Source organism: Geodermatophilus sp. SYSU D00965 (assembly GCF_054050075.1).
Window position 1 is genome coordinate 57,799 of the sequence record NZ_JBJGYQ010000001.1, and the last position, 13,332, is coordinate 71,130.

Annotated in this window: 12 protein-coding genes; 7 read left to right on the forward strand and 5 right to left on the reverse strand. The window is 75.9% G+C overall.

The genetic code is table 11. The features are described from left to right. Positions 1-86: 86 nt before the first annotated feature. Complete coding sequence (locus tag ACI789_RS00280) at positions 87-2,156, reverse strand: prolyl oligopeptidase family serine peptidase (RefSeq protein ID WP_457006155.1); 2,070 nt, start codon at positions 2,154-2,156, stop codon at positions 87-89. Positions 2,157-2,283: 127 nt separating this feature from the next. On the opposite strand from ACI789_RS00280, the gene ACI789_RS00285 reads away from it, so the two are divergent. Continuing rightward, positions 2,284-2,940, forward strand: coding sequence for an HNH endonuclease (locus tag ACI789_RS00285; RefSeq protein WP_457006156.1), 657 nt, complete (start codon positions 2,284-2,286; stop codon positions 2,938-2,940). 76 nt (positions 2,941-3,016) lie between these two features. Beyond that, complete coding sequence (locus ACI789_RS00290) at positions 3,017-3,874, forward strand: SCO6745 family protein (RefSeq protein WP_457006157.1); 858 nt, start codon at positions 3,017-3,019, stop codon at positions 3,872-3,874. Positions 3,875-3,936: 62 nt separating this feature from the next. Here ACI789_RS00290 and kynU read toward each other — a convergent pair whose 3' ends face one another. After that, positions 3,937-5,193 carry a kynureninase gene (kynU, locus tag ACI789_RS00295; RefSeq protein ID WP_457006158.1) on the reverse strand — a complete coding sequence of 419 codons (1,257 nt, stop codon included), beginning with the start codon at positions 5,191-5,193 and terminating at the stop codon, positions 3,937-3,939. Positions 5,194-5,226: 33 nt separating this feature from the next. Here kynU and ACI789_RS00300 point away from each other — a divergent pair, with 33 nt between their 5' ends. The 3 genes from ACI789_RS00300 to ACI789_RS00310 are packed head-to-tail and all read left to right on the forward strand — an operon-like array spanning position 5,227 to position 7,585. Beyond that, positions 5,227-6,660, forward strand: coding sequence for an amidase (locus ACI789_RS00300; RefSeq protein ID WP_456919004.1), 1,434 nt, complete (start codon positions 5,227-5,229; stop codon positions 6,658-6,660). A 37-nt stretch (positions 6,661-6,697) separates the two neighbouring features. Further along, complete coding sequence (gene ctaJ / locus ACI789_RS00305; RefSeq protein ID WP_456919005.1) at positions 6,698-7,072, forward strand: aa3-type cytochrome oxidase subunit CtaJ; 375 nt, start codon at positions 6,698-6,700, stop codon at positions 7,070-7,072. Between the two features lie 48 nt (positions 7,073-7,120). Then, on the forward strand, positions 7,121-7,585 hold the full coding sequence (locus ACI789_RS00310; protein ID WP_456919006.1) for a DUF5130 family protein: 465 nt from the start codon (positions 7,121-7,123) through the stop codon (positions 7,583-7,585). A 133-nt stretch (positions 7,586-7,718) separates the two neighbouring features. Here the strand turns inward: ACI789_RS00310 and pepN are convergent, their stop codons facing one another. Further along, positions 7,719-10,271: an aminopeptidase N gene (gene pepN, locus ACI789_RS00315; RefSeq protein WP_457006159.1), complete on the reverse strand. Its 2,553-nt coding sequence runs from the start codon at positions 10,269-10,271 to the stop codon at positions 7,719-7,721. A 131-nt stretch (positions 10,272-10,402) separates the two neighbouring features. Here pepN and ACI789_RS00320 point away from each other — a divergent pair, with 131 nt between their 5' ends. Then, positions 10,403-11,068 carry a mycothiol-dependent nitroreductase Rv2466c family protein gene (locus ACI789_RS00320; RefSeq protein ID WP_457006160.1) on the forward strand — a complete coding sequence of 222 codons (666 nt, stop codon included), beginning with the start codon at positions 10,403-10,405 and terminating at the stop codon, positions 11,066-11,068. A 64-nt stretch (positions 11,069-11,132) separates the two neighbouring features. Beyond that, a complete protein-coding gene (locus ACI789_RS00325; RefSeq protein ID WP_457006161.1) occupies positions 11,133-11,888 on the forward strand; it encodes an SDR family oxidoreductase in 756 nt (251 codons plus the stop codon). Here ACI789_RS00325 and ACI789_RS00330 read toward each other — a convergent pair. Together ACI789_RS00330 and ACI789_RS00335 are read right to left on the reverse strand one after the other, a co-directional pair. Beyond that, the gene (locus ACI789_RS00330; RefSeq protein WP_457006162.1) at positions 11,881-12,642 is read right to left on the reverse strand and encodes an MBL fold metallo-hydrolase; all 762 of its coding nucleotides are present in this window, start codon (positions 12,640-12,642) and stop codon (positions 11,881-11,883) included. The genes ACI789_RS00325 and ACI789_RS00330 overlap by 8 nt on opposite strands. Next, positions 12,639-13,316, reverse strand: a complete 678-nt coding sequence (locus ACI789_RS00335; protein ID WP_457006163.1) for a DUF429 domain-containing protein — start codon at positions 13,314-13,316, stop codon at positions 12,639-12,641. Before ACI789_RS00335 ends, ACI789_RS00330 begins: the two co-directional genes overlap by 4 nt. Positions 13,317-13,332: the final 16 nt, after the last annotated feature.

Sequence of the window (13,332 nt, forward strand, 5' to 3'; positions counted from 1 at the left end):
GGACGGGGCCGGGACGGTGGCCTGCGAAGGCCGAGAGCGGGCCCCGTCCCCCTTCCGTCGCAGAGGGGGGACGGGGCCCGCCGCGTTCAGCCGGTCAGGCCGGTGTGCGCGGCGAGGAACGCCAGCTGGTCGGCGGCCAGCCCGACCGTCCGGCTGACCGCGCGGGCCCCGTGGCCGACCTCGGTCTCCCTGCGCAGCAGCACCGGCGCCTCGGAGCTGGTCGCGTGCTGCAGGGCCGCGGCGAGCTTGCGCGCGTGCAGCGGGTCGACGCGGGTGTCGGACTCGAAGGTCGTGAACAGCACCGCCGGGTAGGCGGTGCCCTCGACGACCCGGTGGTACGGGGAGTACCCGAGCAGCCAGCCCAGCTCGACCGGGTCCTCGGCTGTGCCGTACTCGTCGTTCCACGTCCGGCCGAGGCCGAAGAGCTCGTAGCGGACCATGTCCAGCAGCGGCGCGCTGCAGACGACGGCGGCGGCGAGGTCGGGCCGCTGGGTCAGCGTCGCCCCGACCAGCAGGCCGCCGTTGGAGCCGCCCATCACCGCCAGCTGCCGGTGCGTCGTCCAGCCTTCGGCGACCAGGTGCTCGCCGGCCGCGGCGAAGTCGTCGAACACGTTCTGCTTGCGCTCGCGCATCCCCGCCCGGTGCCACTCCTCGCCGTGCTCGGAGCCGCCGCGCAGGTTGGCCACCGCCCACACGCCGCCCGCGGCCACCCAGGCCAGCGCCTGCGCCGTGTAGGACGGGGTGAGGGCCACGTTGAAGCCGCCGTAGCCGTAGAGGACCGTCGGGCGCGGGGTGTCGGGCCGTCCGGTCGGGGAGAGCACGAACAGGTGCACCGGCGTCCCGTCGGCCGACGTCGCGTGCGTCTCGACGACGTGCACCTCGGGCACCTCGCCGGCCACCGGCGCCCGCTCCCAGCCGGCCAGCTCCGCCGGGGCGGCGCTGTCCCACCGGTACACCGACGGCGGCGTGGCGTGATCGGTGTACCCGATCCAGGCCGTCGTCCCGCCCTCGGGCGGCGAGCTGACCCCGGAGATGCTGCCCGCGCCGGGCCGGCGGAGCTCGGCGACGCGTCCGGAGCCGTTCCCGGCCCACAGCGACAGCCGGTCGGTGGCGTCCACCGAGTGCACGGCGAGGACCTGCAGGCCGCCGTCCGCGCCGTCGACGAGGGCGACGTCGGTGAGCACGCCGTCCTCCTGCTGGGGGACGACGTCCCGCCAGGCCTCCGGCGCCCAGGTGCCCGGGTCGGCGGGGTCGGCCACGGCCAGCCGCCAGCGGGGCGTGCCGCGGTCGCTCATCAGCCACAGCCGGCCGTCGCGGGCCACCCACGCGGCGGTCTGCGCGTCGACCCCCACCTGCAGCTCGCGCAGGACGCCCTCCCCGGCGAGGTCGGCCAGCCAGACGTCGTCCCGCGGAGCGGTGCCGACCGACGCGGAGACCACCAGCCAGCGGCCGTCGCGGCTGGTGCGCGCGCCGAAGTAGGTCGCGGGGTCGCTGCCCTCGCCGTGCACCAGGGCGTCGGCGTCGGGGTCGGCACCGACCCGGTGGCGCCACACCCTCCGGTGGAACTGCTCCTCGCCCGCGGGCACCAGCTCGGGGGCCAGCCGGCGGACGTAGAACAGCTCCTCGCCGCCGGGCAGCCAGGCGACGGGGGAGTACCGGCAGCGGTCGACCGGGCCGTCCAGCTGCTCGCCGGTGGCCACGTCGAGGACGTACAGCCGCGACTCCTCGTCGCCGCCGGTGGACAGCTGGTAGGCCAGCCGGTCGCCCTCCCACGACGGCGACCACGCGTCGAGCGTCGTCGTGCCCGAGGGGTCGATCGCCGTCGGGTCGACCAGGACCCGGACGGTGCCGTCGGGCTCGCGCACGCGCAGGACCGCGTGCTCCTGCCCCGGGTCGCGACGGGTGGAGAACGCGCGGCCGGACCGCCACACGGGGACGCCGACCGCGCCGGCGTGCACCAGCTCCGCCAGCCGGGCCGCGAACCGGTCGCGCAGCGGCAGGGCGGCCAGCTGGTCGGCGGTCAGGGCGTCCTGGGCCTGCGTCCACGCCACCGTGCGGGCGTCGGCGGGGTCCTCCAGCCAGCGGTAGGGATCGGCGACGGTGGTGCCGTGGAGGTGCTCGACGAGGTCGAGCCGGGGGGCGTCGGGATAGCGCACCCGGGTCACGGTATCGAGGCCCTGGACGGTTCCCGGCAGCGCGGATGCGGCGTCGCAGGTCAGAATGGGGGCGCCCACGGGTCGCACTGCACCCGGCGCGCGGCACGCGGGCGCTCGGAGGTGCCTCGTGCCGCGTCATGCAACGGGGTCGCCCGCCGGCCATCCAGGTCAGCGGCACGACCCACCCCACCACCCACTGGCGCCCGCCTCACCGCGGGCCACGACGGCAGCGACCCTGCTGCTCAACGCCACCTACGAGCCGCTGTGCGTGGTGTCCAGCCGCCGCGCCATCGTGCTCGTCCTCGCCGAGAAGGCGGTGTCGGTGGACACCGCCACCGAGCAGGTCCACTCCGAGACGGTCACCCTGCCGGTGCCGGTCGTGGTGCGGCTGACCCGGTACGTGCGCGTCCCCTACCCGGCGCAGGTGCCGCTGTCGCGGCGCGCGGTCTTCGCCCGGGACGGCTCCTCCTGCGTCTACTGCGGGAGCTCGGCGACCAGCATCGACCACGTCGTCCCCCGCAGCCGCGGGGGCACCCACACCTGGGACAACGTGGTCGCGGCCTGCCGCCGGTGCAACCACACGAAGGCCGACCGGTCGCTGGCCGAGCTCGGCTGGAAGCTGCCGCACCCGCCCCGGACCCCGAGCGGAGCCGCCTGGCGGCTGCTCGGCGCCCGCACCGTCGACCCGCGGTGGCGTGAGTGGCTCGGCGTGCCGGAGAAGGGCAGCGAGCGGGCGGGCGTGGGCCAGGCGGCCGTGCGGCGCGCCGGCGAGGAGGTCGCGTGAGCGAGGACCCCGTCCTCCCCACCCTCCGCGAGCTCAGGGCGGGACCCGGGACGGGGCCGGGGAGCAGGGGCTCCCCGTGACCTCGCCGGCGACGGCCCGGCGCCTGTGGGCGTTGGCGGAGCCGGTCCACGCGCTGACCTACTTCGCCGACGAGTCCCGGTCGGTCGCCGAGGCCGCCGGGCTGACCGGCTTCTGGTCGGCCTACTTCGCCATGCGAGCCGCCCCGCTGGGGCCGGTCGGCCCCGAGGTGGTGACGGCGACCTTCTACAACTTCGCACCGGCGTTCGTGGCGCGGCGGGTGCCGGCGGTCTGGCAGGCGGTGACGCCGGAGCAGGCGCTCACCGCGCGGCTGGCCGGGGTCGACGCGGCGCTGCGCCGGGTGCTGGGCGAGGACGGGCCGGCCGCCGCGGCCGAGGCGGCCGAGCTGGCCGGGGTCGCCGCCGCGGCGGTGGACCTGCCCGGACGGCCGCTGGCCGCGGCCAACGCCGGCCTGCCGGTCCCCGCCGAGGCGCACCTGGCGCTGTGGCAGTCGCTCACCACGCTGCGGGAGCACCGGGGCGACGGGCACGACGCCGCGCTCCTGCAGCGGGAGATCAGCGGGGTCGGCGCCCACGTCCTGGCCGCCGCGGCCGGCCGGACGGAGAAGGAGTGGCTCATGCGCGCCCGCGGGTGGGACGCCGCTGCGTGGGACGCCGCCGCCGCGGACCTCGCCGGTCGCGGCTGGCTGGCCGGCGAGGAGCTCACCGCGGAGGGCGCCGCGATCGTGGCCGCCGTCGAGGCCGACACCGACCGGCTGGCGCTGGGCCCGTGGCGGGAGCTCGGCGACGTGGGGTGCGACCGGCTGGCCGAGCTGCTGGTGCCGCTGCGGCGCGCCGTCCTCGCTGCGGGGCTGTGGCCCGACCGCAACCCGATCGGCGTCCCCGACCCGGAGTGAAGCAGGACCCTCGTGCCCCCCACCACTCGCGAGCTCGCGGCGGGGCCCTGTACGAGGGCCGTTCAGGTGACGCGGGTGCGCTCCACCGGGAAGGCCTCGTGGGCGCCGGTCGCCACGATCTCGCGGAGGCAGTCCATCGCGTCCCACACGTCGACGAAGCGGGTGTAGAGCGGCGCGGGGCCCAGCCGCACCCGGTCCGGCGTCCGGAAGTCGGGGACCACGCCGCGGTCGATCAGCGCCTGGGTGAGCTGCCAGGCCTGCGGGTGGGCGAGGGTGACGTGCGTGCCCCGCCGCGCCGGGTCCCGCGGTGAGGCCAGGGTGACGCCGAGCGGCGCCAGCCACGCGTCGGCCAGGGCGACGGTCAGCTCGCCCATCGCGCGGCCCTTGGCCGCCAGCGCCTCGATCCCGGCCTCGGCGACCAGCCGGGCGCCGACCTCCACCGCGGCCATCGCCACCACCGGCGGCGTCCCGACGCCGAACCGCTCGATGCCCGGCACCGGGTCGTAGGCCGGCCCCATCGCGAACTGGTCCCGCTGGCCGAACCAGCCCCAGATCGGCTGGCGCAGCTGCTCCTGCAGCTCGCGGCGCACGTACAGGAACGCCGGCGCGCCCGGCCCGCCGTTGAGGTACTTGTACGTGCACCCCACGGCGAGGTCGGCGCCGGCGGCGGTGAGGTCCAGCGGAACGGAGCCGGCGGCGTGCGAGAGGTCCCAGAGGACGAGTGCGCCCACCTCCCGCGCGGCGCTCGTGACGGCGGCGACGTCGGCCAGCGCGCCCGAGCGGTAGGCGACCGCGGACAGGACGACGACGGCCACCCGCTCGTCGAGCGCCGCGGCCAGCACCGCCGGGTCCAGCCCGTCGTCGACGTCGGCCGGGACCTCCCGCACGGTCATGCCGCGCGCCTGGGCGACCCCGGCCACGATGTAGCGGTCGGTCGGGAAGTCGTCGGCGCTGCAGACCAGCACGTCCCGGCCCGGCCGCGCGTCGACCCCGGCGACCAGGAGCTTGTAGAGGTCCACCGACGTGGAGTCGCTCACCAGCACCTCGCCGGCGCGGGCGCCCAGCACGCCCTCGGCCAGCAGGTCGCCGATGCGGGTGGCCGCGCCGATCCACGACGACCAGGAGCCGACCAGCCCGCGGGCCCACTCCTCCTCGACCACGCGGGCCAGGGCCGCCGGCGTCTCCCGAGGCATCCGGCCCAGCGAGTTGCCGTCCAGGTAGAGGACGCCGTCCTCCCCGGCGCCGGCGAAGCGGCTCCGGAACCCGGCCAGCGGGTCGGCCGCGTCGAGGGACTGGGCGTGCGCGCGGGAGAGGTCCACGCCGCCCTGTCTACCGGGTTAGCGTCCCCGACCGTGACCTCCGGCACCCAGCTGCACGACCTCACCGCGCTCGAGCAGGCCGCCGCCGTCCGCGCGCGAGAGGTCAGCCCCGTCGAGCTCGTCGAGCACGCGCTGCGCCGCGTCGAGGCGCTCGACCCCGGGCTCGGCGCCTTCCTCACCGTCACCCCGGAGCGGGCCCTGGCCGCGGCGCGCCGCGCCGAGCACCGGGTCGCGCGCGGCGGCGAGCTGCCGCCGCTGCTGGGCGTCCCGACCGCGGTCAAGGACCTCAACAACACCGCCGGCGTCCGGACGACGTACGGCTGCACGGTCTTCGCCGACAACGTGCCCACCGTCGACGACCACGTGGTGACCGCCCTGGCCGCGGCCGGGACCATCAGCGTCGGCAAGACCAACACCCCCGAGTTCGGCTTCCCCTGCTACACCGACAACGCCCTCGCCGGTCCGGCGCGCAGCCCCTGGGACCGCACCCGGCTGGCCGGCGGGTCCAGCGGGGGAGCGGCGGTCGCGGTCGCCGCCGGGATGCTGCCGTTCGCCCAGGGCAGCGACGGCGGCGGCTCGATCCGCATCCCGGCGAGCATCAACGGGCTGTTCGGGATCAAGCCCACCCGCGGTCGGGTCAGCAACGCGCCGCTGGGCGGCGACGTGACCGGCCTGGGCACCAACGGGCCGATCGCCCGCACGGTGCGCGACGCCGCGGCGATGCTGGACGTGCTGGCCGGGCCGGTGCTCGGCGACGCGCTCTGGGCCCCGCCGCCCCCGCCGGGCGAGACGTTCCTCGGCTACGCCGACCGTCCGGTGGGCCGGCTGCGGATCGGCCGGCACCTGGAGTCCCCGATGGCGGACACGGCGCTCGAGCCCGAGGTCGCCGCCGCGTTCGACGACGCCACCCGGCTGCTGACCGACCTCGGCCACGAGGTGGACGACGTCCCGCCGGGGCTGCTCGGCCCCGAGGTGCTCGCCGCCTTCGAGCGGGTGTGGTCGCTGTCGGGCACGCTGCTGCCGGTCCCGCCCGGCCGGGTCGACGAGCTGCGGCCGCTCACCCGCGAGCTGCGCGCCCGGGGCCTCGCGCTGTCTGCCCAGGCGGCGATGGAGGCGCTGACCGCACTGCGGCTGTTCTCCCGCCGGTTCATCGACGCCACGCGGGCCTTCGACGTCCTGCTGGCGCCGGTGACGACCATGACGCCGCGGCCGCTGGGCTGGTTCGACGCCGACGGGGACGGCGCGGCCGACTTCGAGCGGCAGAAGCGATACGCCTCGTTCACCGCCGTCTTCAACGTCACCGGGCAGCCGGCGGTCAGCGTCCCGCTGCACTGGACCGACGCCGGACACCCGATCGGCACCATGCTCGTCGGGCGGCCCGCCGACGAGGCGACCCTCATCGCGCTCTCCGCCCAACTGGAGGCCGCGCGCCCCTGGGCGCACCGTCACCCCGCCGGGTGGGACTGACCAGGAGGCGCCGAGCGGCTGCCGGTAGGTTGGGGCCGTGACCGTCGTCGAGACCATCCTCGTCTACGTGGTGGCCCCGCTGGCCGTCGTCCTCCTCCTCGCGCTGCTGACGCTCGCCCCCGGCGCGCGTCGCCGCAGGCCCCGTTACAAGCCGGGCCAGCCGTGGGAGCACGAGCCGGTCTGGTACGAGCCGCACCCGCAGGGCGGCGGCGGGCACGGCCCGGCCGAGGCCCACGGCCCGGCCGCCGTCCCCGGTGACGGCACCACCGCGCTGGGCTCGTCGATGTACCCCGAGCAGCACGGCGGTGCGCCGGCCCTGCCGCAGGGCGGGCACGGCGGCGGGGGACACACCCCCTCGCCGGCGGCCGTCGCCTCGGCCCGCCCCTACGGCGGCGCCCGAGGGACGTGGTGACCCGATGACGCCCCAGACCCGCACCGAGAACGCCTCCGGAGGCCTGCGATGACCCGCGCGCTGGAAGCCGAGTCGCACGACACGGCGACGTCGGCCGGCACCCTGCCGACGCGGGCCGACGAGGCCGAGCCGCTCGACTCGATCTTCAGCTACCGCGACCTGCTCCGCCTGGACGAGGCGCTGACCATGTCCTCCCGGGAGACCGGGCTGCGGTTCACCCTCTACATCGGTGACCTCGGTGCCCAGACGCGCCAGCGGGCCGAGGAGCTGTTCGAGCGGTCCGGGGACCACCTGGCCGAGTCGGTGCTCCTGGCGGTCTCGCCCGGGCAGCGGGTGATCGAGGTGGTCGCCGGTGCCGCGGCGTCCCGCCGGCTGCCCGACCGGGCGTGCGCGCTGGCGGTGCTGTCGATGACCAACTCCTTCGCCTCCGGCGACCTGGTGGGCGGCATCGTCAACGGGCTGCGCCAGCTGTCCGACCAGGCCGGCCACCCGCGGAGCCTGCGCACCCACTGACGAAGGACCCCCTGCCCCCGCCACTCGCGAGCTCGCGGCGGACCCTGCAGGGGCCCACGGTCGGGCGGGGCCGTCCCACGCATCGGGGCCCGGCCGGGACGAGCGTCCCGGCCGGGCCCCGTGGCGTCCGGGCTCAGGCGCTCTCGGCGGCGTCCCGTTCCCGGGCCCGCAGCGACCGTGCGATCCCGTCCCGGCCCTCCGCGACCAGCCGCCGCAGCGGCGCCGGGTGGTCCTCCCCGGCCAGAAAGGCGTCGGCCGCCTGCACCGTGCGCAGCTCCACCACCGGCGGGAACAGGTACTGCACCGCGTTCTTGGCGATCTCCCCGGGACGGCGGTCCCACAGCGGGCGGACGTCGGCGAAGTAGCGCTCGACGTAGCCCGCGGTCAGCTCCCGCTGGGCGGGGTGCCAGAAGCCCTGCAGCATCGCCTCGTGCACCGCGTTGGGGATGGTGTCGTCGGTGAAGGCCCGCTCCCAGGTCTCCTGCTTCGACTCCGCCGTCGGGCGCAGCGCCCGCGCGGTCGCGGCCCGCCGCCGTCCGGTCGCGGTCGCGTCGCGGGCCTCCTCGGCCTCGATCTCGGCGTCCCCGGCGGCGCCGATGGCGACCAGCCCGTGCAGGAACGCCCAGCGGGCGTCGGCGTCGACCGGCAGCCCCTCGACCACGCGGGAGCCGTCGAGCAGGCCGCGGAGGACGGCGGCGTGCTCCTCGGTGCGCGCCGCGGTGGCGAAGGTGCGCGACCACTGCAGCTGGGTGTCGCTGCCCGGCTCGGCGGCCTCCAGCGCCGCCAGCGCCTTGTCCGCCAGGGCGCGCCAGCCGGTCTCGGCCCAGCGCGGGTCGGCGTAGTTGGCCAGGGCGCTCTGCACGCGGGCCAGCAGCGACTGGACGACGCTGATCTCGGTCTCGGCGTCCACCCCGGCCAGGACCAGCGCGACCCAGTCTCGGGCCGGCAGCTCCGCGTCGCGGGTCATGTCCCAGGCCGCCGACCAGCACAGCGCGCGGGCCAGGGAGTCCGGGATGGTGCCGATGCTCTCCTGGAGCGTGGCCAGCGAGCGCTCGTCGAGCCGCAGCTTGGCGTAGGTCAGGTCGTCGTCGTTGACCAGGACGAGGTCGGCGGCCGGGGAGCCGACCAGGTCGGGCACCTCGGTGCGCTCCCCGTCGACGTCGAGCTCCACGCGGGTGGTACGGGTCAGCCCGCCGGGCCCGCGGTCGTAGAGGCCGACGGCAAGCCGGTGGCGGCGCAGCACCGGGTGCTCGGGCACCGCGGTCTGCTCGATGGCGAAGCGGGCGTAGCGGCCGTCGTCGGTCAGCTCGAACACCGGCCGCAGGGTGTTGACCTGGCTGGTCTGCAGCCACTGCTCGGCCCACGCCGACAGGTCGCGGCCGGTGGCCTCCGACAGCGGGTCGAGCAGGTCGGCCAGCGTCGTGTTGCCGTACTCGTGCTTGCGGAAGTAGCGGCGGACGCCGGCCAGGAACTCGTCGCGGCCGACGTAGGCGACCAGCTGCTTGAGCACCGAGGCGCCCTTGGCGTAGGTGATCCCGTCGAAGTTCACCTCGACCGCGGCGACGTCGACCATGTCGGCGGCGATCGGGTGGGTGGAGGGCAGCTGGTCCTGCGCGTACGCCCACGCCTTCTCGGTGTTGGCGAACGTCGTCCACGCCGTCGTGTACTCGGTGGCCTCCGCCTGGCAGAGGGTGGAGATGTAGGTGGCGAAGGACTCGTTGAGCCACAGGTCGTCCCACCAGCGCATGGTCACCAGGTCGCCGAACCACATGTGGGCCAGCTCGTGCAGCACCGTCTCGGCGCGCCGCTCGTAGCGGGCGCGGGTGGCCTTCGAGCGGAAGACGTAGTCCTCGAGGATCGTGACCGCGCCGGCGTTCTCCATCGCCCCGGCGTTGAACTCGGGCACGAACAGCTGGTCGTACTTGTCGAACGGGTACGGGTAGTCGAACACCCGGTGGTAGAAGTCGAAGCCCTGCTTGGTGACCCGGAACAGCTCGTCGGGGTCCAGGTACCGGGCGAGCGAGGCGCGGCAGAACAGCCCCAGCGCGATGCCCTCGTGCGAGTCGGTGACCTTGGCGTACGGCCCCGCGATCAGCGCCAGCAGGTAGGTCGACAGCCGCTTGGTCGGCTCGAAGTGCACCAGCTGGGCGCCCGCGGGCGCGTCCTCGACCGTGCGGCCGCCGGTGTTCGAGACGACCTCCCAGCCGGCCGGGGCGGTCACGTGGACGGTGTAGGTCGCCTTGAGGTCGGGCTGGTCGAAGCAGGTGAACACCCGCTTGGCCTCGGCCGGCTCGAAGTGCGTGTAGAGGTAGACCTGTCCGTCCTCGGGGTCGACGAACCGGTGCAGGCCCTCGCCCGAGTTGGAGTACCGGCAGTCGGCGGTGACGACGAGGGTGTTCTCCGCGGCGAGGTCGGGCAGCGGCAGGCCGCCCTCCTCGGTGTAGGTGGCGACGTCGAGCGCCGTGCCGTTCAGCGTGGCCGAGTGGACGGTCTCGGCGACCAGGTCGATGAAGGTGCTCGCGCTGGGCTCGCGGCAGGTGAACCGCACCGTCGTCGTCGACCCGAAGGTGCGCTCGCCGGGGGCGCCGGCACCGTCGGTCAGGTCGAACCGGACGTCGTAGTCGTGCACCGCCAGGAGTTCGGCGCGGCGGGCGGCGTCATCGCGGGTCAGGTTGGGTACGGCCACGAACGGCAGCTTCCCACGGACGTCCGACACCACTCGCGGTGCGCGGGATCCTCGTCCGGTTGAGGGAACAACCATCCCGCCGTCCGACTTGGGAACAGGCGGAACAGACGTCGCGCAGCGAGGAGTGACCCGTGACCGAGGCAGTGCAGAGCGCCCCCGTGAAGGCCCGCGTGGACTTCTGGTTCGACCCGTTGTGCCCGTGGGCCTGGCTGACCAGCCGCTGGGTGCTCGAGGCGGCGAAGGTCCGCGACATCGACCTGCACTGGCACGTCATGTCCCTGGCCGTGCTCAACCGCGGCCGGGACCTGCCGCCGGAGTACCAGGAGATGATGACCAAGGCGATCGGCCCGGTGCGGGTCGCGATCGCCGCGGCGCAGCAGCACGGCGACGAGGTCCTCGGCGACCTCTACACCGCCATGGGCACGCTGCGGCACCACGAGGGCGTCGAGCTCGACGAGCTGATCGCCCCGGCCCTGGAGCGGGTGGGCCTGCCGGCCTCCCTGGCCGAGGCGGCCACCTCCACCGAGTACGACCAGGCGCTGGAGAAGAGCCACCACGAGGGCATGGACCCGGTCGGCGACGACGTCGGCACGCCGGTCATGCACATCGACGGCGTGGCCTTCTTCGGCCCGGTGATCAGCAAGGTGCCGACCGGTGAGGACGCCGGGCGGGCCTTCGACGGCGCCGTCCTGCTGGCCAACCTGCCCGACTTCTGGGAGCTCAAGCGGACCCGCCTGTCCGGCCCCGACATGGACTCGGTGCCCGCCGACGCGCTGGAGCTGACCCGCCGCAGCTGAAGGCCGTCCGAGGGGCAGAGATGGCCATCTCTGCCCCTCGGACGCGGTCGGGCATGCTGACCGTGTGTCGCGTCCCGTCCGTCAGCGCATCCTGATCACCGGCGCCAGCTCCGGTCTCGGCGAGGGCATGGCCCGCCGGTTCGCCGCGATGGGCCGCGACCTGGCGCTCGCCGCCCGGCGCACCGACCGGCTCGAGGCGCTGCGCGAGGAGCTGCTCGCCGCGCACCCCGGCATCCGCGTGGTGACCGCCGAGCTGGACGTCGACGACGCCACCGCGGTCGAGAAGGTGGTCCCGGAGCTGGCCGGCGAGCTCGGCGGGATCGACCGGTTCGTCGCCAACGCCGGCATCGGCAAGGGCGCCTCGGTCGGCACCGGCACGGCGTGGGCCAACCGGGCGACGCTGTTCACCAACGTGCTGGGCACGCACGCCCAGTGCGAGGCCGCGGTCGAGCTGTTCCGCGCCCAGGGCGCCGGCCACCTCGTGGTCGTCTCCTCGGTCGCCTCGATCCGCGGCATGCACGGCACCCGGACGGCGTACGGCGCGAGCAAGGCCGCGCTCAATTCCCTGGCGGAGGGCATCCGCGCCGACCTCCTGGGCACCGGCATCCGCGTCACCACGGTCCTGCCCGGGTACATCGCCACCGACATCAACGTCGGCCGGCGCGGCCCGTTCACCGTCGACCTGGACACCGGCGTCACCGCCCTCACCGCGGCGATCGAGCGCGAGCCGGCGCGCGCCTACGTCCCGGAGTGGCCCTGGCGGCCGGTCGCGGCCCTGCTGCGGGTGCTGCCGCTGCCCGTCGTCCGCCGGCTCACCTAGGCCGGGAGGCGGCCGTGCGCATCGTCGCCTCGTCGTAGGGACCGGCGTCCAGCCGGCCGGCGCGGACGGCGGCGAGCACCGCCAGCAGCTCCTCCCGCTGCGCCCCCACGAAGGCCGCGTCGACGACCGCTCCGTGACCGGGCACGACCGGCCCGCGGGCCAGCGCGTGCAGCCGACCGATGGTCGCCGGCCACTCGGCGGGGAAGGCGTCCTCGAACGCCGGCGGGGCACCCTCCTCGACGAGGTCCCCGGCGAAGACGGCGCAGTCGTCCACCTCCACGACCAGATCGTGATCGGTGTGGCCGCGGCCCAGGAACCGCAGCACCACCTCACGACCGCCGACGTCCAGGACCGCGGCGTCGTCGACCAGGGCGTCCGGCGGGTCCAGCGGTGCCTGCCGCACCCGCTCCGCCGCTGCCGGGTCCCCGGCGGCCAGCAGCTCGGCGACCCGCGCGGCGCGCTGCGCCTCGCCCGTGGCGCGGACGGCGGCGGCGCACCCGCGCGTCCCCCAGACCGTCGCCGGGCGGAACGCGGCGTTGCCGAAGCAGTGGTCGTAGTGCGCGTGGGTGTCGACCACCGTCCAGGGGGACGACGTCACCCGGCGGACGGCGGCGATGAGGTCGGCGGCCTCGCCGAGGTCCGAGCGGGTGTCGACGACCAGGCAGGCGCCCTCGCCCACGACCAGCCCGCAGTTGAGGTCCAGGGACTCGTGCCGGCGGACGAAGACCCCGTCGGCGACCTCGCGGAAGCTCACCAGCAGATCCGCATCGGCCGGTCCCGGGCGTCGCGGGCCCCGTCGCCCACGCACTCGGCGACCCCGTCGGCGATCCGCCGGGCCGACCACGCCGCCGCGCACGCGTCGAGGGCGTCGATGACGGGGACGCGCGGCGGGGCGTGCAGCAGCGCCTCCTCGACGTCCATGACGGCGCGCAGCGCGATGAGTCGCTGGGCCGTGCCGCGCGCGGTCCCCTTCGGGTCGCGCACGCGGCCGTCCAGTGCGCGGAACGCCAGCTCCGGGTGCACTTCGACGACGCGGTCCACCGGCGGGTCGCCGAGGACGTCGTCGAGCGCGCGGATCGCCTTGACCAGCTGGAACGCCTGGGCCGACGGCGCCCGCGGCGGGTGCGTGGCCGCCCGGGACAGCGCCCGTGCCTCGGCGTAGTCGTCGGTGGCGAGCACCGCCCGCACCGGGGTCGGGAAGACCGAGCTGCCGGCCCCGAGGCCGCGCAGCCGCTCCCGCGCCTGGTCGTCGCAGCGGCGCGGGCCGTCGTCGGGGAGCCCGATCGGCATGTCGATGCCGACCACGTCGACGTCCGGCACGGCGAGGACGGCGGCGGCGTCGGGCAGCACCTGGAGCGTCACGGTGCGGCCTTCGAGCCGCGCACCCACCCAGGCGCCCCGCCAGCCGTCGACCCCCAGCACCGCCACCTCGGCAGCCTGACAG

Bases quoted from the DNA above. Each gene is read 5' to 3' on its own strand.
- ACI789_RS00310 (WP_456919006.1), top strand. From the start codon at position 7,121: ATGACCCGCGCGCTGGAAGCCGAGTCGCACGACACGGCGACGTCGGCC.